Origin of the sequence: Geodermatophilus obscurus, assembly GCF_900143215.1 — a bacterium.
Classification (GTDB): domain Bacteria; phylum Actinomycetota; class Actinomycetes; order Mycobacteriales; family Geodermatophilaceae; genus Geodermatophilus; species Geodermatophilus obscurus_A.
Map to the genome: position 1 here is coordinate 21,858 of NZ_FRDM01000031.1, position 22,689 is coordinate 44,546.

Here is a 22,689-nt window from a genome sequence, read left to right on the forward strand (position 1 = left end):
TCAGTCGCTCAGGTCGTGCGAGTTGCAGCGCGGTCCGGCTACGACGACCGGGCCGCGTGGGTGACCAGCACCGGCATCGGTGAGTCAAGGATGATCCGCTGCGCGATGCTGCCGGTGAGCAGCTTGCCGACCGGGCTGCGCCGCTTCAGACCGAGGACGAGCAGCTCTGCGTCCGCCCCGATGGCCAGGTCGATGATCGCCTCCGCAGCGTCGCCGCCGTCGTCGACGACGCGCACCTCCATCTCCGGGTCGCCCGCCGCCCGCAGTTCCGCGAGTTGCCGTTCGATCTCCTCGCGCAGCGCCTGGTCGTCGGTCGCGTGGTCGTGCTCGAACCACTCCTGCCTGTCGGTCGCGAGTGCCACCAGCGGGGCCCCGCGCAACCGTGCCTCACGCACCGCCAGAGCGAGCGCGGCAGCGCCCTCCGGTGTCGGGCCGTACGCCACACAGATCGTCATGTCGCTCCCGTCAGGCGCGTGCGGATGGCGCAAACCCTAAGCCCTCGCGAGTGGCGGAATGGGCGACGTTCATTGCGTTCACAACGGTTCTTGAGTTCTCGAACGCGGGCATTGGGTTCTCCTGCGGCGGGCGATAGCGTTACCGGGCATGCCACGGAGGCGGGTCGTCGCAACGCTGGGAATCCTGCTCGTCGCCGCGCTCGCGGTCACGGCCTTCACCGATGCCGCCCGGTCAGGGGAGGGTCAGGCCGCACGTGCCAGTCTCACGCTGATCGCCCCGGCCGCGGCCGGCGGTGGTTGGGACCTGGTCGCCCGCGAGGGCCAGCAGGCGATGCGCACCGGCAACATCGTCAACACCGTCCAGGTGGTCAACATCCCCGGGGCTGCTGGGACCATCGGGCTGAACCAGCTGGCCGGCCTGACCGGCCAGGGCACCACGATGATGGTGACCGGCACGGTGATGCTCGGCGGGATCAGCCAGTCCGGCAGTGCGATCAGCATGCAGGACACCACTCCGATCGCCCGGCTGGCCGAGGACTTCGAGGTCATCGCGGTGCCTGCGGAGTCGCCGTTCCGCACCTTCGACGACTTCGTGCAGGCCTGGGCTGCGAACCCGGCCGCGGTGCCGATCGGCGGCGGGTCGGCCGGTGGCATCGACCACATGGTGGCCGCCCAGATGGCGCAGGCCGCTGGAGTTCCGGTCGAGACCGTGCAGTACACGGCGCATGCCGGCGGCGGTGAGCTCACGCTGAGCCTGCTGTCCACCGCGGCCGGCACCGTCGGGGTCGGGATCAGCGGCTACAACGACTTCGCCGACCTCGTCGACAGCGGTCAGCTGCGGGTGCTCGCCGTCGTGGCACCGGAGCGCCTGGCCGGGATCGACGCGCCTACGATGACCGAGCTCGGCCTGCCGGAAGTCGATCTGGTCAACTGGCGCGGCCTGGTCGCCCCACAGGGGATCACCGACGCGCAGCGGACCGAGCTGGAGCAGATCGTGCGCGAGATGGTCGCCACCGAGTCCTGGTCCGAGGCGGTCGAGCGCAATCGGTGGGTGCGCAGCGAGATCTACGGCGAGGACTTCGAGGAGTTCCTCGTCGAGGAGCAGGGCCGGATCGACGCACTCCTCGAGGAGCTGGGGCTGTGATGAGCGAAGTGCCGAGCGACAGGGCCGCGACCACCGGACGGCCGCGCCCGCGGCCCGCGCACCTGTCGAAGGGGGCCTTGGTCGTCCCGGCGGTCCTCGTGGTGCTCGGCATCTTCCTGGTGGTCGGCACGGCGACGATGGACGTCGTCGGGGAAGGCGGGCTGTTCGGCCCCACCGTGATGCCGTGGGCGGTCGCGGCGATCTGCTTCGTCGTGGCGGTCTTCCTCGCCGTGGACATCCTGCGGCCGCGACCCGAGTACGACCCCGCGTTCGGGGCTGGGTCGAGAGCCGCGACCGACTCCTCGGACGGCTCGTACGAGGCCGGGCCCGACACCGTCAACGCACCGGCCGTCGGGACCGCGATCGGCGGAGTCGTCGTGTTCATCGCGGTGCTGCCGTGGCTGGGCTGGATCCTGTCGGCGACGCTGCTGTTCACCGCGGTCGCGATCGCGCTCGGCAACCGGAAGTTCGTCACCTGCCTGCTGGCGGGGCTCGCGCTGGCGTCGGTCATCCAGATCGTGTTCAGCGGGCTGCTCGGCATCTCCCTGCCCGCCGGCTTCGTCGGGGGGTTCTGAGGACGTGGAGCAGCTTTCCAACCTGATCGGCGGGTTCGGGGACATCCTCAGCCCGTCCGCGCTGCTGTTCGTGCTGATCGGAGCCTTGCTCGGCACGGCGGTCGGAGTGCTGCCCGGCTTGGGCTCGGCGATGGCTGTCGCGCTGCTGCTGCCGCTGACGTTCGTGCTGGAGCCGACGAACGCGCTCATCATGTTCACCGGCATCTACTTCGGCGGTCTCTTCGGCGACTCGATCTCCGGCATCCTGATGAACACCCCGGGCAACTCGACGGCGATCGCGAGCGCCTTCGAGGGCTACCGGATGGCGCAGAGCGGCCGTGCGGCGCAGGCGCTCGCCACCGCGGCGATCGGCGCCTTCATCGGCGGCACCGTCGCCTCGGTGCTCGTGGTGTTCTTCGCCCCGACGCTGGCGGAGCTGGCGACCGGGTTCGGGCCGGCCGAGTTCTTCGCGCTCGCCGTCCTCGCGTTCATCGCGATCTCCGCCGTCGTCACGGACTCGGCCGTGCGCGGCCTCGCGGCGCTGGCGATCGGGCTGGTGCTCGCCATGATCGGGATCGACCAGCCGACCGGCACGGCGCGGTTCTCCTTCGGCTCCTCGGCGCTGCTGGACGGCATCCCGATCGTCGTCATCACCGTGTCGCTCCTGGCACTGGGCGAGGTCTTCCACCAGGCCGCCAAGGCGAGTGGCAGCGGCACCCAGGACACGGTGCTGCCCAGCGGGCGGCCCTGGCTGTCCGGGTCGGAGTTCCGCGCGGCGTTGCCGGCGTGGCTGCGCGGCACCGGCTACGGCCTGCCGTTCGGCGTCATCCCGGCCGGGGGCGCGGAGGTGCCGACGTTCCTGTCCTACGGCACCGAGCGCCGGCTCGATCGGCGGCGGGCGAAGCCGATGTTCGGCCGCGGCGCGATCCAGGGCGTCGCCGGCCCGGAGGCCGCCGGCAACGCCACCGCCGGCACCGCGATGGGCGCGCTGCTCGCGCTCGGGCTGCCGACATCGGCGACCGCCGCGCTCCTGCTGGCGGCGTTCCAGCAGTACGGGCTGCAACCCGGCCCGCTGCTGCTGGAGCGCAGCGGCGACATCGTCTGGCCGCTGCTCGCCGGTTTCTTCCTCGCGATGGTCGTGCTGCTGATCCTGAACCTGCCGTTCGCGCCGCTGTGGGCGCAGCTGCTGCGAGTTCCGAAGTCCTACCTGTACGCCGGCATCGCGGTCTTCGCCTCGTTCGGCGTGTACGCCGCCGGAGCCAGCATCATCGACCTAGTGATCATGCTGGTGATCGGCGTCCTCGGCCTGGCCATGCGGCTTTACGACATCCCGATCGCACCGGTGCTGATCGCGGTGATCCTCGGCCCGCTCGCCGAGTACTCGCTCCGCGACGCGATGGCCAATTCCGAGAACGACCCTGCGGTGCTGGTCAGCAGCCCCATCACCATCGGCCTCTACGTCTTGTTGCTCGCCGGTCTGGGCTTTGCGGCCTGGCGTCGCGTCGCCGAGCGCCGTCGAGCGGACGTCTGAGCTCGACTGCCTGCGGCGCCCCCCACCGTGGCCTGACCGCGATGCACGACTGGCTCGTGCCGACCCCCGGAAAGCCGCGCGACCGTGAGGGGACCGCGGCGGCAGCTCGACACGACAGCCGGGAACCCGGGTAGCAACCGCCCGCCGGGCCTCTGCTGCTGAGGCGCCACACCGTGCCCGGCACCGAGGTCCGCTGTTCGACTGGATGTCGCCGCTCGGAACGACGGCCCGAGCCGCCACGTTGGCGGACTCCGTCGCAGTCACTCGTCGCTGGCGCCCGGGCTTCTGGACACTCCTGCGCGAGGAAGGTAACGGGGGGACCACGTCGGCCCGTCCCCGTTCGACCGCGGGCAGCCGAGCTCCAAACACCACCGGATTCGCGACGCCGACGGCATCCCGCCGGTGGCCACTCCTGACCGGGGGCAACCGCAACGACATCACCCAGCTCCTCCTGCTGGGCGATGCCACCCGCCGATCCTGGGTCGACGCGGGCTGACTTCGCCGCCGGCCGCACGAGCTGTTCGCCGACCGCGGCCATTACCGGACATCCACCACCGGCGGCTGCGCCAGCGCGGCACCACTCCACGGATGGCCCGCCGCGGCGTCGCGCACGGCTACGGGCTCGGCAAGCAGCGCTGGGTGGTGGAGCGGGGCTCCACCTGGCTGCACCGCCTCCACAGCTCCGCACTCGCTAGGTACGTCGAGCCGACCATCCGTCCGCTGTGCTTACCGTGGAGTCGCTGGGTCACCCGGCCGCGAGACGACGGCGGTCCTCCGTGGAGATCAGCGCGTCCAGGGTCACGAAGGTGTAGTCGGCCGCGCGCATCCGCTCGATCATGTCGGGCAGCGCGTCGGCATCCAGAGTCGTGCCGTCCTCCGGGTGCGACCCGAGGTGCATCAGCACGATCTCTCCGGGGCGGAGGGCGTTCATCGCCCGGTCCGCCACCTGCTGTGCGCTCATCCCGCCGCTCGTGCCCTGCCACCCCAGCGTGTCCACCGGCCGGGTGTCCGGGGATCCTCGTCCACGCGCATCGTCATCGTCCGCTCCCTGGTGCCCGGGCGTTCAGCACATCGCGGGAACCGGGCCGCCGGCAAGCGGCTGCGACCTCCCGGATCCGATCCAGGACCAACGGCACGACGGACGGCGGTCGGCTCCCGGGCGAGGGCCTCGGGAGGTGCGGCGTCCACTGGAACCCCCGCCGCGGGCGCCGGCTCGCCGGCTGCGATGCCGTGCTGGGCTGACCGGGCGAGCCGTCCCCGGTCAACGGGCCCAGATCCGCCGTGGGCGCGCCCTCGACGGTTGGTCGGAGAGCCGCCACCAGCCAGTAGCGCCGCGAGGTCCACAGCCGCGAACAGCCGACGGGCCCCCGTCAGCCCCGACGCCGGTGCGGCGTCGGCACGTGCAGGGCATTGCCAGCGAATCGGACGGGGGTGTATGACCGCTCAGGAGCACCAGCGAGGCGCTGCGCCGGTCTCTCCCGGACGGCGGCATGCTCCACCCCGCCTTCCTCGGACCCTGCTCCACCCAGGCGGTCGTCCGCGCCGGGCGTGGTGGGGTGGGGTGGGGTGGGGTGGGCGACGGTGACCACGTCGAGGTGCCCGCCGACGCAACGCCCAACGAGCAGGTGTGGAGATGACCGATCAGCGTCAGGGCACACCGGCGGCTGGCGACGCCGGCGCTGCGCCACGGGCTCTGAGTCGACGTGCCGTGCTCGTCGGCTCGTCTGCGACAGCTCTGGCGATCTCGCTCGTCGCAGTGATGCCTGAGGAGGCTCGGGCCCGGACCCCCTTCAGGGGGGTCGACGTGCGTCCGCGAGCCGATTGGGCCGGGGGCCTGACGCCCGCGGGTCCGTTGCAGCAGGAGCGATCGGGCGACACCCGCTTCCTGCTGGTCCACCACACTGCGTCCGCGAACGACTACGGCCCCGGCGATGTGCCCGGTCTGCTCCGCGGCTTCTACCGGTTCCACACCGGGCCGGACCGGAGGTGGCCGGACGTCGCCTACAACTTCTTCGTCGATCGGTACGGCACGGTGTGGGAGGGCCGCACCGGGAGCCTGGCCGGTCCCGTGATGGCCGATGCAACCGGTGGCAGCCAGGGGTTCGCCCAGTTGTGCTGCTTCATCGGCAACCACCAGGCCGAGGCTCCGACTCCGGAAGCCCGGACGTCCATGACGGCTCTGCTCGCAGCACTCGCGGACACCTATGCCATCGAGACCGCGCCGGGTGCGACGACCACCTTCGTGTCCCGTGGGTCCAACCGCTGGCCGGCCGGAACCACCGTGACGACCACGACGATCGCCGGACATCGGGACATGTCCCTCACCACGTGCCCTGGTGACACCGCCTATGAACTGGTGCGAGACGTGTTCCCGGCCGCGGTCACCGCGCTGAGGCCGACGCCACGCTGACCCGCCACCCACGACCGTGAGTGGTGACCCGGAGCGGACCGCTGCGTCGGCCGACGTCCTCACCAGGGTCCGTCCGGCGGATCGTCGCGGATCCACCGGTGCAGGGCGACGCCGGCGATGACCCGGGCGGCACCGAGGACCTCCGGCATCGTGGGTACGTGGCCAGGACCACGACGCCGATGACGGTGACCGTGGGCGGGAGCACGGAGACCTCGGGGGCGCGGGTGGCACGGGCGGGTCGCGCCGTGGTGAGCCGGCCGGAGTCACCGCGGTCCCCGCGTCGTCGTCGCCCGGACGACGTGGAAATCCGCTTGCCCTCAAGCTGGCTCGAGGTCGCATGCTGGCCGCATGACCCCGCGGAGGACCACCGCCGTCGATCTGTCGGCACCGAGGAACAGGATCACGGCATGAACGCCGCACCGGCCGTCGAGGCGATCGACCTGGTCAAGCACTTCGGTGAGACCCGAGCCGTCGACGGGGTGAGCTTCGTCGTCCCTGAGGGTTCGGTCCTGGGCCTGCTCGGGCCCAACGGGGCGGGCAAGACCACGCTCGTGCGGATGCTGACAACCTTGAGCATCCCCACCCGCGGGACGGGCCGGGTGGCCGGGTTCGACATCCTGCGGCAACCGACCGAGGTCCGCCGCAGCCTGGGCCTCACCGGTCAGGCGGCGACGGTCGACGAGATCCTCACCGGACGGGAGAACCTCAAGCTGATCGGCAGTCTCTACGGCCTGCCCAAGAAGTACGTCCGGGAAGCGACCGAGCGGCTGTTCACCCGCTTCGACCTCCTCGACGCGGCCGACCGGATGGCGAAGACGTACTCCGGCGGGATGCGTCGCCGTCTCGACCTGGCGGTCAGCCTGCTGGCGGCACCGCCGATCCTCTTCCTGGACGAGCCCACGACGGGCCTGGACCCGCAGAGCCGGTCGGGGCTGTGGGCGGTCCTCCGGGAGCTCGTGAGCGAGGGCACCACCCTCGTCCTGACGACGCAGTACCTGGAGGAGGCCGACCACCTGGCCGACGAGATCGTGGTGGTCGACAAGGGCCGGGTCATCGCCGCCGGCACGCCGACACAGCTCAAGGACCAGGCGGGCCGGGCCAGCGTCGTCGTCACCCTGACCCACGCCGCGGACGTCGACCGGGCGGCGGAGCTCATGGAGTCCTGCTGCCAGGAGGTGCACGTCGAGCGAGGCAGCCGGCGGCTGACCGCGCAGGCCGGCGGGCTCGGCGACATGACGCGCATCGCCGCGGTGTTCGAGACCAGCGGCATCGAGCTCGACGACCTGGGCCTGACCCGGCCGAGCCTGGACGACGTCTTCCTGCACCTCACCGGGCACCGGGCCGAGGCCGAGGATGCCGCGGACCCGACGAACGAGGGAGTCACGACATGACCACCGTCCAGGCCACCCGGGCACCGGCCACGCGGCCGCCCATCTCCCCGCCGTCCCTGCTGCGGGCGTCGTCGACCATCGTCTGGCGCAACCTGCTGCACATCCGGCGGATGCCCGAGATGCTGCTCGACGTCACGGTGCAGTCGGTGATGTTCGTGCTGCTGTTCGCCTACGTCTTCGGCGGGGCGATCGCGGCTCCGGGCGCCGACTACAAGGAGTTCCTGCTTCCCGGGATCATGGTGCAGACCATGGTGTTCTCCTCCGCGATCGTGGCCATGGGGCTGACGAGCGACCTGCAGAAAGGGTTCGTCGACCGGTTCAAGTCGCTGCCGGTCCCCCGGTCGGCGGTGCTGGTCGGGCGGAGCATCTCGAGCCTGATCCACTCCAGCATCGGCGTCGCCGTCATGGCGGTGACCGGTCTGCTGATCGGCTGGCGGGTGCGCAACGGGTTCGTCGACGGCGTGCTCGCGTTCGCGCTGCTGCTGCTGTTCGGCTTCGCCCTCATCTGGCTCGGCATCTGGGTCGGCTCGCTGATGCGGACCGTCGAGGCCGTGCAGGGATTCATGTTCACCGTCATGTTCCCGCTGACCTTCGTGGCCAACACGTTCGTGCCGACCGAGAGCATGCCGGCCTGGCTGCGGGCCATCTCCGAGTGGAACCCGGTCTCGGCCATCACCCAGGCGTGCCGCGAGCTGTGGGGGAACGGCCCGCCCGCGGGCGCGGATGCCGCGTGGCCGTTGCAGCACCCGATCCTGGTCTCGATCGGCTGGTCGGTCGTCCTCACGGCGATCTTCGCGCCGCTCGCCGTCTCGGCGTTCCGTCGCCGTTCCCGTGACTGAACCGAGGCTCCCGCCAGCACGTGTGGTGCGCTCGCTGCCGTCACCGCGGCGGATGGGTTCGCGGCTGGCTCATCGGATCAGGACGCCGTCCGCGCGGGTGACCTGCCACATGTGGCCGTCGGGATCGGCGAAGGCGCCGGCGTAGGCATCTGGGCTCTGCGTCTCCGCGAGCTCATCGTCCACCGAGACGGGGCCCCATGTCTGGTTTCCGGGCTCGAAGACGATCTCGGCGCCGGCATCCCGTGCGCGGCGCATCAGCTCGTCGACCTCGGCATCGGTGTCCAGCCCGATCACGACGAGACACTCATGCGCACCCCGGGGCGATCGTCGACGTCGACCGATCACCCAGCCGAAGCCGACCGCCGGGATCAGCATCACCCGCAGACCGACGCCGATCTCGAACTGCAGGGGCTCGGGAAGGCCATCGTCACCCGGCTCACCCACTGCCACGAACCCGAGGGCGGTGTAAAAGGCGTGGGATACCGAACGATCCTCGATGGGCAGGCACACAGTTGCTCGGTCGAGTTTCACGATGCCCTCCCCAGGACGGATTCAGCCTCCTCAACACCGACCCGACAGGCTTCCCAGAGTCATCGCTCAATCCGCCGTCCTCCTGCGACTGGACCGGCATCCCACCATCCGGCGTCCTCATGAGCTGGCGATTCGCAAGCCGGACACGCTACGGCGATATGCGTGCGGTCCCCGGGGGTGCAGCGACGGCGTCCCGCTGGGATCCCCCCGCGGTGATCGCCGAGGTGCTGATGCTCGGGCGAGCGGCAGGAGACCGCTGGCCGTAGGCGTGTGATCGGAGCAGGCTGGGCGGCGGATCGGATCGGAATGCGCGCCGCACCGGGAGGGATCGCCATGCCGTCCTTCGAGCACCGCGGGCGCCGGCCCGTGATCGATGACAGCGCATACGTGGCGCCCACCGCCGTCCTCTGCGGTGACGTGCACGTCGGGCCGCAGGCACGGGTCCTGTTCGGCGCCGTGCTCACCGCCGAGAACGGCGCCGTGTCGGTGGGGCGGCGCACCGTGGTGATGGAGGGTGCCCTCGTGCGCGGCCGGGGCGAGCACCCGGCGGTCCTGGCTGACGACGTCCTGGTCGGTCCGCACGCCCACATCAACGGGGCGACCATCGAGGACGGCTGCTTCATCGCCACCGGTGCCGCGGTCTTCCCCGGCGCGCGCCTGGGATCGGGGGCCGAGGTGCGCGTGCACGGCGTCGTGCAGGTCAACACGGCGCTGCCGGCCGGCACCGTGGTGCCCATCGGTTGGGTGGCGGTCGGCAACCCGGCGCAGGTGCTGCCACCGGACCGGCACGAGGACATCTGGGCGCTGCAGCGGGAGCTGGACTTCCCCGGCACCGTCTACGGCGTCTCCCGAGACGCGTCGGCGACCGAACGGATGACCCGGCAGAGCGAGTGGTTCGGCGCGCACGCCCACGACCGGCTGCTGCGCGAGCACCGCCTGCACCTGGCCGAGGACCTGGGAGCGGCCGGCAGCAGTGCTCCGTTCGCCACGCCGGAGGCCGACATCGACCCCCGCCGACCCTGATCCGGGGCGCGCTGCGGCACCTCGGTCGCCCGGGACGCTGGCAATCAGCTCGACCGCCGCCCGGCCGGTGCCACGACGCCGTCGATGGGCACGCAAGCGTGGTGACCACGCCACCGCCTGGGCCCGTGCACGCAAACTCCTGACGCCTGACATCACGATCAGCGGTTGATGAACCGGGAGGACGTCATGGTCACACCGACCACGGCCTCGGCGGCGGAGGCAACGCCGGAGCTCCCTGGCACGCTGGGGATGGTGCGCACGGTCAGCGCCACCCCCCAGGTGGTGTGGCGCTCTGGTCGGACACCGGAGGGGGCCTGGAGTACCTCTCGTCCACGGTGATCACCCTGTCAGTCCGCCGGTTGCCGGCGCCGACCAGCACCGGAGGATGCTCGACAAGGTATCCGCACACCGAACGGTCAGCGGCGACCTCCTCGACGACCTGGCCATGAGAGACATGCGTCCCGCAGGGGAACGCGCTACGGCGATATGCGTGCGGTCCCCGAGGGTGCGGCGACGGCGTCCCGCCGGGATGCGCTTACGGGCAGGGTGGCGCTGGCAGTGCGGTCCATGACGTGGAGGGTTCAGAGGCGAAGGACGCCGAGTAGGCGCGCGTCGGGCGGAGCGGGCCAAGTGGCGTCTCGGGGTGCGCCCGAGGCATCACGACGGGTCCGGCGGTCTCCGGGGTGGCAGCCAGTCGCGCAGCAACGCGAGGAAGTCCTCGGGGCGTTCCATCGAGGGCAGGTGAGCGGTGCCTGGCCAGTCGACGCGCCGCACGCCGGCGATGCCGACAGCCAGGCGCCGTGCCGCGTCGTGGACCGCCTGGAGATCCAGGGCACCGACGAGGACCAGGGTGGGCACCTGGATCTCGGCGAGCCGGTCGAGCGCGGGCGGGTCGAGTTCGCGCTCCTCGACGTCGTCCCATCCGGCGGTCACCTCGAATGCGCGGCGCTGCATCCGTCGGACCAGGTCGCGCACAGTCGGGTCGACGTCGTCGGCGGTCCGCTGGGGACCTTCGACCCACCAGGCCAGGTTCGCCTCGACGGCGCTGTCCAGGTCGTCACGGGCCAGGGCGGCGCCCTCGGCCTCGGTGAACGCGCGCAGGTCCGGGGTCGCCTCGGCGATGAGCGAGCCACCCGGCGCGATGAGGAACAAGGAGGCCACCTGCGCGGGCTGGCTCAGAGTGACCTCGATGGCCACGCCGGCACTGAAGGAGGCACCGACCAGGTGGCAGCGGCCGATGCCGAGCTCGGCCAACGTGGCGACCACGTCATCGACCGGGCAGAGCGCTCCACGTGGACGTCCTGCCGACTCGCCGAACCCGCGCAGGTCCAGTCTGACGACGTCGCGCTCGGTGGTGAGCGCCGGCCAGAGGGGCTCCCACATTCGGCGGTCGGCCACGCCGGCGTGGAGCAGGACGACGGGCAGGTCACCGCGGGGGCCTGCACGGTCGTAGGCGATGCCAGCGGAGGTGCGCGACGTCGTCGACACGAAGGCGCCTCTCAGGATGTCGATGTGAGCCCGCAGCCTGCTCACGCCAGGCGACCGCGACAACCGGTATCTCCGACGGGCAGCGGTGACGCCCACGGCTCGCCCGTTCCCGTCGGGGGATCCTTCTGCGCGACGCGCCTTGGTGGTCGGCCCAGCACTTCACCAGGGGCGGCCTACGCATCCAGCCGGGGTGCGCGGCCAGCCGCGCGCGGCCGGTCGAGGGCGCGGCAGGCCGGGCGGTGCGGCGTACGGCGGGCGCATCGCACAGGTCGGGCCCGCCGTCCCCGCTGCCCCTGGACGAACGGCAGTCCGAGCGTCGCGACTCAGCCGGTGACGAGGCGTTCGACTGCATCGGCCGCGTGGACGGGCCCGCCGGTGGTAAGCGCCTCGCCCTGCAGCGCCCGCACCCGGCCGGCGCAGGCGTGTGCGGCGGCGACGGCCGAGCGCAGCGCGCCCGGCTCGACGGCCTCCAGCCGGACTCCCGCACCGATGCGCTCCAGGGTCTCGGCGTTGAGGAACTGGTCGACCGCCTGCGGGACGGCGACCGTCGGCACGCCGTACCAGAGGGCCTCCCCCGCGCCGCCCATCCCCGCGTGGGTGACGAACAGGTCGGCGTGCGCCAGGACGTCCAGCTGCGGCTGCACCCGCGCCACCACCGCTCCCCGCGGCAGCGGGCCGAGGGCGGCCGGGTCGACCTTGCCGCTGGCGAGGACCACGCGGTGGTCCTCGCCGAGGACCTGCAGGCACAGTCGGTAGAGGTCAGGGCGGTCGGTGTAGGCCGTGCCCAGGCCGACGTAGACCAGCGGCCGGTCATCGCCGGGTGGTGGCGCCCAGCCGGTCAGCCGCGACGGGTCGGGGCACGGTCCAGCGAAGACGTAGCGGTCGGGGTCGACCCGGTCGGCGTGCGGCTGCAACACCCGCGGCACCAGGACGACGCACGCCGACGGCCGGCCCAGGAACGCCTCGCCGTCGTCGGTCACCCCGTGCGCGTCGAGCCATTCCCGCAGCGCCGCGGCGAACCGCCGCCCGCTGGGGCCGGCCGCCACCGTCGCCTCGTGCTCGGCCATGTCCTCCTCGTAGCCGTCCCAGGCGACGTACGCCGGGCTCAGCTGCACGGCGGGGACGTCCCAGCGCCGTGCGGCCACGCGGCCGGCGTAGCCGCCGATGTCGTAGAGCACCGCATCGGGCCTCGCCTGCTCCTCCAGCAGCGGCAGCACCGCCGCCTGCTCGTCGAGGAACACGTGGCGTGCCTGCGCCACGTCCTGTGGCCAGTGCTCGTCCGCGGTGGGCAGGACCGAGCGGTGCGCAAGGACGTCGGCGCCCGTGGGCGCGACCAGCGGGGCGAGGCGCTCCCCGACGGCGTAGGTGACGCGGTGGCCGCGGCGGACGAGCTCGGCGATGACGGCGAGGCCGGGGTGTACGTGGCTTGGTGCGGTGGTACCGACCATCAGCAGGTTCACGGGGGCAGTCCTTCCTCGAGGGGGACGCGACGCCCGGACGGGCGGCGCGGGGCACGCGGGCGCACCCCGGGACGTCGAGCGCCGGGGGTGCGGCCTGGGCCGGCCCTAGAGGAAGAGGAGCTGCTGCACATGAGGAGCCTGACGCGTCGGGGCCGCGCCGATCAACGGGGTTTCAGCGACCTGCCGCCGCAGGGGCGGGAGGTTTCCTCGCGGCAACGCCGGCACCCGCACCGAGGACGACCGTACCGCTCACCGATTCCCTTGCGCGGGACCCGCTGGAGCACCGATCGAGGACCGCGTCCGGCTGGCCGAAGCGGTTACGGCGATGGTCGAGCGGAACGGAGCAGCCAGCCATCGTCGTCCCGCAGGGATCCCCTGACGGCCACGAGATCCTTGCGTGGCCCGGGCCCGCGCCGATCCGAGGTCGGGTATTCACCGCCTGGTCTCGTACCTGGTCAGGAGCACGCCGTCGGGAAACGTCCGGGTCTCCACCAGGTTCAGGTTCACCCAGTTGTCCAGGGCCGTGAAGAACGGCGTGCCACCGCCCACCAGGACCGGGTGGGTGACGATCGCGTACTCGTCGATCAGCCCGGCCCGCATGGCCGCCGCGGCGAGGGTGGCGCCGCCGACGTCCATGGGACCGCCATCCTCGGTCTTGAGCCGGGTGATCTCGGGAACAGCGTCGCCGGCGACCGGGCGGGCGTTCCAGTCGACCGCGCTGGTCGTCGAGGAGAACACCACCTTCGGCATGTCCCGCCAGCGGCGGGCGAACTCGATCTGCGCCGGTGTGGCGCCAGGCTGCTGGTCGGCGGTCGGCCAGTGGGAGCTCATCGTCTCCCACAGTTTGCGCCCGTACAGCGCCAGGCCCGTCGCCCCCACCCGGTCGGACCACCACTGGAACAGCTCGTCGCTCGGCACGCTCCAGCCGAGGTCGTCGCCGGGCGCGGCGATGTAGCCGTCCAGGCTCAGGTTCATGCCGAAGGTCAGTTTCCGCATGGCGTAGCCTCCCGTGGGTCGGTATTCGGCGTACAGACCAACACGGCGCGGAAAATTTATCGGTCAGACCACACCGAGGGCCGGTTGACCACCGCGCCAAGCGGATGCTGCGTACCGAAGGGGACGACGACCGGCACAGCGCCCCGTAGGACGACCGGTAAGCGAACGGTCGGCGGCGATGCCCGGATTCGGCTGGTGACCAAGCTCGGGCGTCCTGCACGGGGATCCGCTTGCGGCGATTGCCGTGGTCGGCATGGAACGCATGGCCGTTGTCGCGGAGCCCGAGCCCGACGATGACAGTGGTGATCACGCTTGTGGAAGATCCGGGTCAGCCTCCGACGGTACGGCAGATCCGAACGAAGAGGTCATGAAAGCCCGGGAAACCACCGAACAGGGCGCCGACCTCGAGAACCTTGATGCGCGCCATGGCATCCGGGAATGGGGGCTCGAAGGGCGGCAGACCGCTCAGAGCATTCGCAAAGGCCTCGTCGAAGCTGAGACTCCGAGAGAAGCCGGTTGCTTGCTCCGCGCCGGAAGGACACGGCAGGTCGGGGCTGCCGGCCACGGCAATTGCGAAGTCCTGCAGATCGTCGCCGCAATCCTTGATCTCGACGGCGTCCTGGCCGTCGGCGTGATGGACCGTCACGACCGGCTGGTCGGTGGGAAAGGGGACGACCTCCCCGTAACGGTAGGGCGTCATGACGTCGGGCCAGACTCCCGGGCGCTCCCGGCGGAGGAGGTTGAACTGGGGCGGAAATATCTTGAGCGGGCTCTGGACGATGTCCACGTCATAACCCGGTGAGGGCGAATCTCCCTCGGCGACGATCAGGACGTACCGGTCCGCACGGAACGCCCGAATCACAGCCCGCTGTGCGAGCTTCCACTCAGTGTTGGTCAGGACTGTGGTCATCGACCTCTCCTCCACGATGCTCGTCGCCCATGTCTGCAGCGGATCAACAGCGCAGTCAGCCGAAGGCAGCGGTGCGCGCACACCTTGGTCACCGGCATCGCCAGTCTGCGGTGACCGCATCACCGCAGCGTCTATCCCGCGTCACCGGGAACGGTCACTGTCCGGCTGACGCCGGATCGCGGCCGTCGATGCCCCACCGCCCGGGGGGCTGAACCGCTGCGGCGAGCCCGGAGACTCCAGTCCTCGGAGGAGGATGGAGTCGTGGCAGATCGCAGCGTCCGGTAGCCGCAGGAACTGCGGGAGCGGGCGGGCGTCCAGGTGTACCGGCTCACCCCGGCCGCGGTGCGGCGGTGGCACGCCGAGACGAGCGCAGCCACCGGTCCGACGGCGACCAGGCAGGCCTATGCCCTCCTCCACGCCATCCTGGCCACGGCCGCTGCTGGACGTCGGCCAGGTGCAGCACCTCTCCGCGCACATGCCCGAGAACCTCCGGGGCCTCGTCGACCTGGCCTTCTGGGCCCACCCGCGCCCCGGCGAGCTGCTGGCCCTCCGCATCGGCGACATCGATCTGGACGCCGGCACCGTGGCCGTGCAGCGGCAGGTCGTGGAGACGGACGCGGGCCTCGTGGAGAGCCCACCGAGGGCGGGCAGCCGGCGCGTCGTCCACCTCCCGCCGCAGGGCGTCTCGGCACTGGCCCAACACCTCAAGACCCGCTCCCCGGCGCTGCCGACCGCTCGGCTGCTCGTGCGGAGGGACGGGAGGGTCCTCCGCGCGCATCATGTCCACGCCACCTGGAGCACGGCCCGGCGAGCAGCCGACCTGCCCGGCGTCCATCTGCACGACCTGCGGCATGCCGGACTCACCGTGGCGGCGCAGAGCGGGGCGACCCTGGCCGAGGTCATGCGACGTGCCGGCCACTCGTCGTCCCGCGCGGCGATGATCTACCAGCACGCGGCCGAGCGACGCGACGCCGAGGTCGCGGCCCGCCTGGGGCGCCTCGCAGCGGGCACGACCCCGAACCGTACGGGCACGTAGCGGGCACGCGAGCGATCGGCGGCGCCGGGCGCCTCCCGCAGGAGCTCCTCGGGTAGCGCAAAACCCCTGGTCAGGAGCGGAGGGCGTGGGATTCGAACCCACGATGGGTGTTACCCCATAGCGGTTTTCAAGACCGCCGCCATCGGCCACTAGGCGAGCCCTCCTGGCGGGTCGAGGCTATCCCGTCGGGCCGCCACGCACGGCCCACACCCGCAGGGGCCTCGGCCCTTAGTCAGTCGCCGGGCTCCACCGGCTTGCCCGAGGTCGCGTCCTGCTCGCGGCGGAAGCGCAGCGACTCGACCAGCACGTAGCCGAACAGCACGCTCCAGGCGAAGTCGAGAAACGCCTGCGACCACAGGCCGTCGACGAGCTGCACCACCAGCTGCACGAGGCAGTAGGCGAGTGCTCCGCCGGCGAGCACCTGCACGCCTCGGTTGCCGAACCAGGGCGGACGGAACGGGGTGGCGGCCACGGCGCCACGCTAGCCGGGCACGCGGGACCGCCCGGCGGAGCCGTCCGCCTGCCGCGCTCCCCGTGTTGATCATGGGGTCGTTGCCGCACGCCTCGCCGGGTCGCGGCGGGTCCTCCTGCCACAACCCCATGATCGACCGCGGAAGGGTCGGCAGTTGACTACTCGGGCAGCTCGCCCTCCCGGACCACGCAGGCGCCGCCGAGCGGCTCCACCGCGAAGCCACGCGCGGTCAGCACCTCGGCCAGCGCGCGGTTCATCACCTGCTGCACCAGCGCGTCGGCGGCGGCGCCGTGCAGCTGATCCCGGCTCATCCGGTCGTGCTGCCGCCAGCTGACGACGACGCCGTCCAGGGCCGCCTCGGGGGTCAGGCACACCCCGCCCAGCTCGCCGTCGGCATCGGAGGGGTCGTAGAGGAACAGCCCCGCCTCGGCCAGCACCGCGACCACCTCGACGACCAGGCCGGGCAGCGGGTGCTCGTCGTCCAGGTCGGCGTCCCACCCCTCGGGCAGCCGGTCCACCTGCTCGCCGAGGAAGGACCACCACGTGCGGTCCTGCGGTGAGGACCGGCGGCGCAGCAGGCCGTCGGCCCGCCGGACGCCGTACACCGGGTGCAGACCGGCCGGGGCGTCCTCGAGGTCGTCGAGGGCCCACACGGCCTCGTCGCGGTCACCGAAGGGACCGGCCAGGACGAACCCGGGGCCGTCCTCCTCGTCGACGACCAGCCACCAGCCCTGGCGGACGACGCCGCCCAGGACCACCTCGCTGAACCGGGTGCCCACGATGCTGCTCACCGGCGACCAAACCTCCCCCGACAACGGGCCGTCACCGGGGAAGGGCGACAGGTTCCCGTGCGCCGTCGGCGTGCCGGCGGCGTGCGAGAACGATAGGTGTCGCAGCCCGCTTCTCCGGGACGCGCGCGACGTGCCCTCGCGTCCGCGACGCCGAATCGTTGCCATTCGCCCCAACGGCCACGGTGACCCGCCGCAGCGCGCACCCACATGTCGACCGTTCCGCCGCCCGGCGAGCGTGCCGGCGCCCCCGGACGGGTCGATCACCTCGGGAGGACGACGCGCGCCCCGGCGTGTCAGACCGCGACGGCGGTGACGAACGTGCAGATCCCCTCGCCGTGCTGCGCGCGCCGTCGCAGCCCGAGGAGCGCGAGCAGGGCCATCTCGACGCGGTAGGCCGCGCGGGTCAGGCCGGTGTAGAAGGTGTCGCCACCGCGCGTGACCTGGATGTCGTCGAAGCCGGCCAGCCGGACGTGCTCGGTGAGCATCCAGTCCGGGAGGATCGTGATGTGCCCGGGCTCGTGGTAGTGCCGGGGGCCGAAGATGAACGGCGCGCCGCGGAGGAACATCTTCAGCCGCGAGTGCGGGTGGGTGACGTTCGGCGTGCTGACCAGCAGCTTGTCCCCCGGCCGCAGCAGCGAGCGGATCGAGCGGAGCACCTGCCGCGGGTTCTCCACGTGCTCCAGCGTCTCGACGCACACCACCATGTCGAACGGGCCCTGGGTCTCGTCGGTCCACTGCGGGTCGTCGAGGTCCAGCCGGTGGATCCAGTCGTGCGGCGGGTCCAGGTCGGTGGGGACGACGTCGAGGCCGGCGTCGCGCAGCCGCAGCGCCAGGGCACCGCAGCCGGCGCCGACCTCCAGCACCCGCCCGCCGTGCGGCAGCGCCGCCCGCACCAGCTCCACGGCGTACTCGTGCACACCCGGCGCGGCGTGGACGCTGTGACCCTTGTAGAACCCGTGAGCCGCCGTCCGGCGACCGCTCCTCTGCTCGACACCCGCCATCGGGCCACCCTGGCACACCGGCCCGCCCGGTGACCGGGCCGATCGGCGGGTGGGCGGCCGCGACCGCTCACCCGACCTACAAGGCGACCTCGGCGAGCATCTCCACCTGCGCCGGATCGGACACCGTGGGGTCGAGGATCAGCTCGTCCACCCCGATCTCGGCGAAGGCGGCGATGACCTCCTTGATCGCCTGCGGAGAGCGGTGCGCGCTCCCGGCGATGTACTCGGCCGCCTCCCTGCCCATCGGCTCGTAGTAGTCCAGCAGGTAGGCGCGGGACTGCTCCTCCGTGTCGCCGAGGGCGAAGTAGTTGAGCGCGGCGATGCGCGGGGAGCCCTCACGACCGGCCTCCGCCCAGGCGGCGCGGACCCGCTCGACGAACGGCGCGGTCGCCTCCGGCGGTAGGCCACCCGCCGTCCAGCCGATGCCGTGCTCCACCGTCCGCCGGATCGCCGCGTCGGTGTTGCCGCCGACGAGCACGGGGACCCCCGGGGAACCGGTCTCGGGCGTCGCCGAGCGGGTCCCCTCGACGAGCGGCTCCCCCGCCCAGGCCCGCCGCAGATCGGCCAGCTGCTGGTCGAACAGCCGGCCGCGCCCGGCGAAGTCGCGTCCGGTCAGCGTGTAGTCGGCCTCCCGCCACCCGACCCCGAGGCCCAGCGTGAGCCGGCCGCCGGTGAGCTCCTGCACGGTGGCGGCCTGCTTGGCCAGCTCGGCGGTGCTGCGCGCCGGCGCGATCAGCACGTTCGGCAGGAAGCGGATGCGCTCGGTCACCGCGCCGGCGGCGGCGAACACGGTCAGCTCCTCGTAGGACGGGTAGGAGACCGCGCCGATCGAGGCCAGGGTGGAGAAGCCGGCCGCGTCCGCCCGTCTCGCCCACTCGAGCAGCTGGGCACCCGTGGTGCCCCGGACGCTGTTCGGGATGCCGATGCCGATCTCCATGCCGGGTCCTCTCCTCAGGGAGTGCTCGACCAACCACTCCACTGCTCGACGGTGACCACGAGCAGCGGGCCCGTCGGGGGCTGCTCGCGGTACTGCGGGTGCCGCTCGGCGAGCGCCACCAGACCAGGGTGCGTGGCCGGCGGCTCGTCCACCACCGCGGCCGTGCCATCCGCCCGGACCCACCACAGGCGCGACCAGTCGTCCTCGTAGTGATCGACCAGCAGCGCGCACCGCGGCTCGACCCGGACGTTGACCAGCCGCTGCAGCCGGGGCGTCCGCTTGGGCTTGGCGTCGACCGCCGAGTAGACCGTGCCGTCGACGACCGCGAACACGACCGGGACGACGTGCGGTGCGCCGTCCGGCCGCACCGTCGCCAGCCGGGCCACCGCGCCGGAGGCGAAGCGCCTGCGCAGTTCCGCCGTCCGCACGCGCCTGTCCTACCAGTAACGGCGGCACCCGAGGAACCCGCGAGTGCGCAGTTGCAGTCGCCGACACTCCGTCCTGGGCGACCGCAACTGCTCAGTCGGCGGGTGCGGGAACGGCGTCCTCCTGCTCGACCGGGCGGCCGACGACGCCGTGCAGGTGGCAGGCGGCGAGCTGACCCGGCGCGCCGACCGGCTGCAGTGCCGGGTCCACGTCGGGGCAGGGCTCGAAGACGTACGGGCAGCGGGTGCGGAACCGGCAGCCGCTGGGGACGTTCGCCGGCGAGGGGACGTCGCCGCCCAGCACGACCCGCTGCCGCGTCCGCTCGAGCGCCGGGTGCGGCACGGGCACCGCCGAGAGCAGCGCCTGGGTGTAGGGCATCTTCGGGTCCGAGCCGACCGCCGCGGCGGGGCCGACCTCGACGACCCGCCCCAGGTACATCACCGCGATCCGGTCGGAGACGTGCCGGACCGCGGAGAGGTCGTGCGAGATGAACAGCAGCGTGAGCCCGAGCTGTCGCTGCAGCCGGCGGAGCAGGTTGAGCACCTGCGCCTGGACGCTGACGTCCAGCGACGCGATCGCCTCGTCGCAGACCAGGAAGTCCGGCTCGCCGGCCAGTGCGCGGGCGATGCCGACCCGCTGCCGCTGCCCGCCGGAGAACTCGTGCGGGTAGCGGTCGGCGACCGCGGGGTCCAGGCCGACCAGCTCGAGCAGCTCGGCGACCCGCGCGGAGCGCTCCTGCCGTCCCGACCGCAGGCCGTGCACCTCCAGCGGCTCGGACACCGTCTGCCGAACCGTCCGGCGCGGGTCGAGCGAGGCGAACGGGTCCTGGAACACCATCCCGGCCCGCCGGCGCAGGTCGCGCAGCCCGCGGCGGTCCAGCCCGGTCACGTCGGTGCCGTCGAAGGTCACCGTCCCGCCGGTGGGCTCCACCAGGCGCAGCAGCGCGTTGCCCAGCGTCGACTTGCCGCAGCCGGACTCCCCGACCAGCCCCAGCGTCTCCCCGCGGTGGATGTCGAGGTCCACGCCGTCGACGGCGCGCAGCAGCCCCGTCGTCCGGCGCAGGGCGTTGCCGGACCGGACCGGGAAGTGCACCTCCAGCCCCCGCGCGGAGACGAGGACGCCGGAGACGGGCACGTCGGACGCCGGCACCGGGGAGGCCGGGACGTCGGAGGCGGGGACGCCCCGGGCGTGGGCGGTCGGCCCCTGCGGCAGGTCGGTCATCGTGGGCTCCCCTCCTCGCACCACGTCGCGGCCCGGTGCGGCAGTCCGCCCGTCGACGCGCCCACCACCGCCAGCGGCGGCTGCTCCGTCTCGCAGCGGGGGTCGGAGCGCACCGGGCAGCGCGGCCAGAACACGCACCCGGCGGGCAGGTCGGTCGGCGCGGGCGGCACCCCCGGCACGGTCGCGAGCTCGCCGTCGCCGGAGGAGGCCAGGTCGGGCAGTGCGCCGAGCAGCCCGCGCGTGTAGGGGTGCGCCGGACGCTCCAGGACGTCGTCCACCGAGCCGTCCTCCACGCAGCGGCCGCCGTACATGACCAGCACCCGGTCGGCGATCCCGGCGACCACACCCAGGTCGTGGGTGATCCAGACGACCCCGGTGCCGTGCTCGCTCTGCAGCCCCGCCACCAGGTCGAGGATCTGCGCCTGCACGGTGACGTCGAGGGCCGTGGTGGCCTCGTCGGCGATGAGCAGCGAGGGGTTGTGGGCGAGCGCGATCGCGATGACCACCCGCTGGCGCATGCCTCCCGACAGCTCGTGCGGGTAGCGGTCCAGCGCGCGCTGCGGGTCGGGCAGGCCCACCTCGGCCAGCAGCCCGGCCGCCCGCTCCCGCGCCGCGGCCTTGGACACCTCGCCGTGCGCGCGGATCCCCTCGACCAGCTGCCGGCCGATGGTGAGGACCGGGTTCAGCGAGGTCATCGGGTCCTGGAACACCATCCCGACGCCGGGGCCGCGCACCTCGCGCAGCCGCTCGGGCGGCATGGTGAGCAGGTCCTCGCCGTCCAGCCGCGCGGCGCCGGTCACCGTCGCCACCCGGACGGGCAGCAGCCCGAGCAGGGCAAGGACCGAGACGCTCTTGCCGCTGCCGGACTCCCCGACGACGGCGACCGTCTCGCCGCGCCCGACGGCGTAGCTCAGCCCGTTGACGACCTCGGCCGGACCGCGCGGCGTGCGCAGCCGCACCCGGAGGTCCTCCACCTCCAGCAGCGGCGCGCTCGTCGACTGCACTGGTTCGCTCCCGCCCGGCGGAGCCGGTGGAACGGCAGAGCCGCTCACCGACCGCTCCCGGCCATCAGCGTGCGCTGGCGCGGGTCGAGGACGTCCCGCAGCCCGTCACCGAGCAGGTTGAAGCACAGCACGGTCAGGAAGATCGCCAGCCCCGGGAAGAAGGCCAGCCACCAGGCCAGGTCGATGAAGCCGCGCCCCTCGGCCAGCATCAACCCCCACGACGGGTTGGGCGGCTGGGTGCCCAACCCGAGGAAGGACAGCGCCGCCTCGGCCAGGACGGCGAAGGCCAGGCTGATCGAGGTCTGCACGATGATCGGCGGCGCCGCGTTGGGCAGCACGTGCCGGGTGATCAGCCGGAGGTCCGACGCCCCCACCGAGCGGGACGCCCGCACGTACACCTCCTCCCGGACGCCGAGCACGCTGGCGCGGGTGACCCGGGCGAAGATCGGGACGTAGACGATGCCGATGGCCAGGGCGGTGTTACCGGAGCCAGGACCGCGGACGGCGAGCACCGCGATCGCCAGCAGCACCGCGGGGAAGGCGAAGATGATGTCCATGAACCGCATCAGGACGTCGTCCACCCAGCGGCCGTAGTAGCCGGCCACCAGGCCGATCGTCGCGCCGACGACCAGCGCGAAGGCGACCGCCAGGAACCCGACCCGCAGCGAGACCGCCGCCCCCAGGACCACCCGGCTGAGGATGTCCCGGCCGAGGTCGTCGGTGCCGAACGGGTGCTCGAGGCTCGGCGGCTGCAGACGGTCCTCGACCGCGATCTCGTTGGCGCCGCTGGGCGCGATGGTGTCGTCGAAGACGGCCATGAGGACGATGAGCAGCAGGAGCGTCGCTGCGGTCGCCGCGGTCGGGTTCCGGATCAGCAACCCGAGGGTCTCCCGCCACCGGGGCCGCGGCGGGCGCGTCGTCGACGGGACGCCGGCTTCGGTGGCGGTCGGCGAGGCGGCGGGCTCGGGGAGGGGCGCGCCGGTCATCGCAGCAGGACCCGGCTGTGGGTCATCGCAGCACGACTCGGCTGGGATGTCATCGCAGCAGGCCCCGGCTGGGATGTCATCGC

Annotated in this window: 23 protein-coding genes, 1 tRNA gene and 1 pseudogene; 9 read left to right on the top strand and 16 right to left on the bottom strand. The window is 72.5% G+C overall.

Annotation, left to right across the window (positions count from 1 at the left end):
- Positions 1-38: 38 nt before the first annotated feature.
- Positions 39-455, bottom strand: coding sequence for a universal stress protein (locus BUB17_RS19940; RefSeq protein ID WP_072920432.1), 417 nt, complete (start codon positions 453-455; stop codon positions 39-41).
- Positions 456-603: 148 nt separating this feature from the next.
- Between BUB17_RS19940 and BUB17_RS19945 the strand changes: the two genes are divergently transcribed.
- The 4 genes and pseudogenes from BUB17_RS19945 to BUB17_RS27975 all read left to right on the top strand — a co-directional run.
- Positions 604-1,599: a Bug family tripartite tricarboxylate transporter substrate binding protein gene (locus BUB17_RS19945; protein ID WP_072920433.1), complete on the top strand. Its 996-nt coding sequence runs from the start codon at positions 604-606 to the stop codon at positions 1,597-1,599.
- Complete coding sequence (locus BUB17_RS19950) at positions 1,599-2,174, top strand: tripartite tricarboxylate transporter TctB family protein (RefSeq protein WP_141243114.1); 576 nt, start codon at positions 1,599-1,601, stop codon at positions 2,172-2,174. The genes BUB17_RS19945 and BUB17_RS19950 overlap by 1 nt, the downstream gene beginning before the upstream one ends.
- Positions 2,175-2,178: 4 nt before the next feature.
- On the top strand, positions 2,179-3,684 hold the full coding sequence (locus BUB17_RS19955) for a tripartite tricarboxylate transporter permease (RefSeq protein ID WP_072920434.1): 1,506 nt from the start codon (positions 2,179-2,181) through the stop codon (positions 3,682-3,684).
- A 312-nt stretch (positions 3,685-3,996) separates the two neighbouring features.
- Positions 3,997-4,353 (top strand): annotated as a pseudogene (locus BUB17_RS27975) (transposase); the annotation flags it as partial.
- A gap of 76 nt (positions 4,354-4,429) precedes the next feature.
- Here the strand turns inward: BUB17_RS27975 and BUB17_RS19960 are convergent.
- Positions 4,430-4,645: a polysaccharide deacetylase family protein gene (locus tag BUB17_RS19960; protein WP_208983509.1), complete on the bottom strand. Its 216-nt coding sequence runs from the start codon at positions 4,643-4,645 to the stop codon at positions 4,430-4,432.
- Between the two features lie 672 nt (positions 4,646-5,317).
- Between BUB17_RS19960 and BUB17_RS19965 the strand changes: the two genes are divergently transcribed.
- The 3 genes from BUB17_RS19965 to BUB17_RS19975 all read left to right on the top strand — a co-directional run bounded on the left by BUB17_RS19965 (position 5,318) and on the right by BUB17_RS19975 (position 8,324).
- Positions 5,318-6,094: an N-acetylmuramoyl-L-alanine amidase gene (locus BUB17_RS19965; protein WP_141243115.1), complete on the top strand. Its 777-nt coding sequence runs from the start codon at positions 5,318-5,320 to the stop codon at positions 6,092-6,094.
- Between the two features lie 407 nt (positions 6,095-6,501).
- Complete coding sequence (locus BUB17_RS19970) at positions 6,502-7,485, top strand: ATP-binding cassette domain-containing protein (RefSeq protein ID WP_072920436.1); 984 nt, start codon at positions 6,502-6,504, stop codon at positions 7,483-7,485.
- Positions 7,482-8,324 carry an ABC transporter permease gene (locus BUB17_RS19975; protein WP_072920437.1) on the top strand — a complete coding sequence of 281 codons (843 nt, stop codon included), beginning with the start codon at positions 7,482-7,484 and terminating at the stop codon, positions 8,322-8,324. The genes BUB17_RS19970 and BUB17_RS19975 overlap by 4 nt, the downstream gene beginning before the upstream one ends.
- A 69-nt stretch (positions 8,325-8,393) precedes the next feature.
- On the opposite strand, the gene BUB17_RS19980 is transcribed toward BUB17_RS19975, so the two are convergent.
- Entirely contained in the window at positions 8,394-8,855 is a 462-nt protein-coding gene (locus BUB17_RS19980; protein WP_083606454.1) for a VOC family protein, read from the bottom strand.
- A 333-nt stretch (positions 8,856-9,188) separates the two neighbouring features.
- On the opposite strand from BUB17_RS19980, the gene BUB17_RS19985 reads away from it, so the two are divergent.
- Positions 9,189-9,878: a gamma carbonic anhydrase family protein gene (locus tag BUB17_RS19985; RefSeq protein WP_072920439.1), complete on the top strand. Its 690-nt coding sequence runs from the start codon at positions 9,189-9,191 to the stop codon at positions 9,876-9,878.
- 657 nt (positions 9,879-10,535) lie between these two features.
- On the opposite strand, the gene BUB17_RS19990 is transcribed toward BUB17_RS19985, so the two are convergent.
- The 4 genes from BUB17_RS19990 to BUB17_RS20005 all read right to left on the bottom strand — a co-directional run bounded on the left by BUB17_RS19990 (position 10,536) and on the right by BUB17_RS20005 (position 14,732).
- Positions 10,536-11,411, bottom strand: a complete 876-nt coding sequence (locus BUB17_RS19990; RefSeq protein ID WP_083606455.1) for an alpha/beta fold hydrolase — start codon at positions 11,409-11,411, stop codon at positions 10,536-10,538.
- Between the two features lie 278 nt (positions 11,412-11,689).
- A complete protein-coding gene (locus BUB17_RS19995) occupies positions 11,690-12,826 on the bottom strand; it encodes a macrolide family glycosyltransferase (protein ID WP_208983511.1) in 1,137 nt (378 codons plus the stop codon).
- Positions 12,827-13,258: 432 nt separating this feature from the next.
- Positions 13,259-13,822 (bottom strand): dihydrofolate reductase family protein, encoded by a 564-nt coding sequence (locus tag BUB17_RS20000; protein ID WP_072920440.1) that lies wholly within the window; start codon positions 13,820-13,822, stop codon positions 13,259-13,261.
- Positions 13,823-14,150: 328 nt separating this feature from the next.
- Positions 14,151-14,732: a hypothetical protein gene (locus BUB17_RS20005; RefSeq protein WP_141243116.1), complete on the bottom strand. Its 582-nt coding sequence runs from the start codon at positions 14,730-14,732 to the stop codon at positions 14,151-14,153.
- A 403-nt stretch (positions 14,733-15,135) separates the two neighbouring features.
- Here BUB17_RS20005 and BUB17_RS20010 point away from each other — a divergent pair, with 403 nt between their 5' ends.
- Entirely contained in the window at positions 15,136-15,768 is a 633-nt protein-coding gene (locus tag BUB17_RS20010; RefSeq protein ID WP_072920442.1) for a site-specific integrase, read from the top strand.
- A 77-nt stretch (positions 15,769-15,845) separates the two neighbouring features.
- On the opposite strand, the gene BUB17_RS20015 is transcribed toward BUB17_RS20010, so the two are convergent.
- The 9 genes from BUB17_RS20015 to BUB17_RS20055 form a co-directional block, all read right to left on the bottom strand.
- Positions 15,846-15,932 (bottom strand) — tRNA-Ser (locus tag BUB17_RS20015).
- Positions 15,933-16,000: 68 nt separating this feature from the next.
- On the bottom strand, positions 16,001-16,240 hold the full coding sequence (locus tag BUB17_RS20020; RefSeq protein WP_072920443.1) for a hypothetical protein: 240 nt from the start codon (positions 16,238-16,240) through the stop codon (positions 16,001-16,003).
- A gap of 158 nt (positions 16,241-16,398) precedes the next feature.
- Positions 16,399-17,031, bottom strand: coding sequence for a hypothetical protein (locus tag BUB17_RS20025; RefSeq protein WP_072920444.1), 633 nt, complete (start codon positions 17,029-17,031; stop codon positions 16,399-16,401).
- 293 nt (positions 17,032-17,324) lie between these two features.
- Entirely contained in the window at positions 17,325-18,032 is a 708-nt protein-coding gene (locus tag BUB17_RS20030; protein WP_072920445.1) for a class I SAM-dependent methyltransferase, read from the bottom strand.
- Between the two features lie 76 nt (positions 18,033-18,108).
- A complete protein-coding gene (locus tag BUB17_RS20035) occupies positions 18,109-18,969 on the bottom strand; it encodes an LLM class flavin-dependent oxidoreductase (RefSeq protein WP_072920446.1) in 861 nt (286 codons plus the stop codon).
- A 14-nt stretch (positions 18,970-18,983) separates the two neighbouring features.
- Positions 18,984-19,397: a TIGR03668 family PPOX class F420-dependent oxidoreductase gene (locus tag BUB17_RS20040; RefSeq protein WP_072920447.1), complete on the bottom strand. Its 414-nt coding sequence runs from the start codon at positions 19,395-19,397 to the stop codon at positions 18,984-18,986.
- A 91-nt stretch (positions 19,398-19,488) separates the two neighbouring features.
- Positions 19,489-20,616, bottom strand: coding sequence for an ABC transporter ATP-binding protein (locus tag BUB17_RS20045; protein WP_083606459.1), 1,128 nt, complete (start codon positions 20,614-20,616; stop codon positions 19,489-19,491).
- On the bottom strand, positions 20,613-21,620 hold the full coding sequence (locus BUB17_RS20050; protein ID WP_072920448.1) for an ABC transporter ATP-binding protein: 1,008 nt from the start codon (positions 21,618-21,620) through the stop codon (positions 20,613-20,615). The genes BUB17_RS20045 and BUB17_RS20050 overlap by 4 nt, the downstream gene beginning before the upstream one ends.
- A 44-nt stretch (positions 21,621-21,664) precedes the next feature.
- Positions 21,665-22,606 carry an ABC transporter permease gene (locus BUB17_RS20055; protein WP_141243118.1) on the bottom strand — a complete coding sequence of 314 codons (942 nt, stop codon included), beginning with the start codon at positions 22,604-22,606 and terminating at the stop codon, positions 21,665-21,667.
- Between the last annotated feature and the right edge of the window lie 83 nt (positions 22,607-22,689).

Coding starts and splice junctions, on each gene's coding strand:
- BUB17_RS19940 (WP_072920432.1), bottom strand. CDS start 455: ATGACGATCTGTGTGGCGTACGGCCCGACACCGGAGGGCGCTGCCGCG.
- BUB17_RS19945 (WP_072920433.1), top strand. CDS start 604: ATGCCACGGAGGCGGGTCGTCGCAACGCTGGGAATCCTGCTCGTCGCC.
- BUB17_RS19950 (WP_141243114.1), top strand. CDS start 1,599: ATGAGCGAAGTGCCGAGCGACAGGGCCGCGACCACCGGACGGCCGCGC.
- BUB17_RS19960 (WP_208983509.1), bottom strand. CDS start 4,645: ATGAGCGCACAGCAGGTGGCGGACCGGGCGATGAACGCCCTCCGCCCC.
- BUB17_RS19965 (WP_141243115.1), top strand. CDS start 5,318: ATGACCGATCAGCGTCAGGGCACACCGGCGGCTGGCGACGCCGGCGCT.
- BUB17_RS19970 (WP_072920436.1), top strand. CDS start 6,502: ATGAACGCCGCACCGGCCGTCGAGGCGATCGACCTGGTCAAGCACTTC.
- BUB17_RS19975 (WP_072920437.1), top strand. CDS start 7,482: ATGACCACCGTCCAGGCCACCCGGGCACCGGCCACGCGGCCGCCCATC.
- BUB17_RS19985 (WP_072920439.1), top strand. CDS start 9,189: ATGCCGTCCTTCGAGCACCGCGGGCGCCGGCCCGTGATCGATGACAGC.
- BUB17_RS20000 (WP_072920440.1), bottom strand. CDS start 13,822: ATGCGGAAACTGACCTTCGGCATGAACCTGAGCCTGGACGGCTACATC.
- BUB17_RS20005 (WP_141243116.1), bottom strand. CDS start 14,732: ATGACCACAGTCCTGACCAACACTGAGTGGAAGCTCGCACAGCGGGCT.
- BUB17_RS20010 (WP_072920442.1), top strand. CDS start 15,136: ATGCCCTCCTCCACGCCATCCTGGCCACGGCCGCTGCTGGACGTCGGC.
- BUB17_RS20030 (WP_072920445.1), bottom strand. CDS start 18,032: ATGGCGGGTGTCGAGCAGAGGAGCGGTCGCCGGACGGCGGCTCACGGG.
- BUB17_RS20035 (WP_072920446.1), bottom strand. CDS start 18,969: ATGGAGATCGGCATCGGCATCCCGAACAGCGTCCGGGGCACCACGGGT.
- BUB17_RS20045 (WP_083606459.1), bottom strand. CDS start 20,616: ATGACCGACCTGCCGCAGGGGCCGACCGCCCACGCCCGGGGCGTCCCC.
- BUB17_RS20055 (WP_141243118.1), bottom strand. CDS start 22,606: ATGACCGGCGCGCCCCTCCCCGAGCCCGCCGCCTCGCCGACCGCCACC.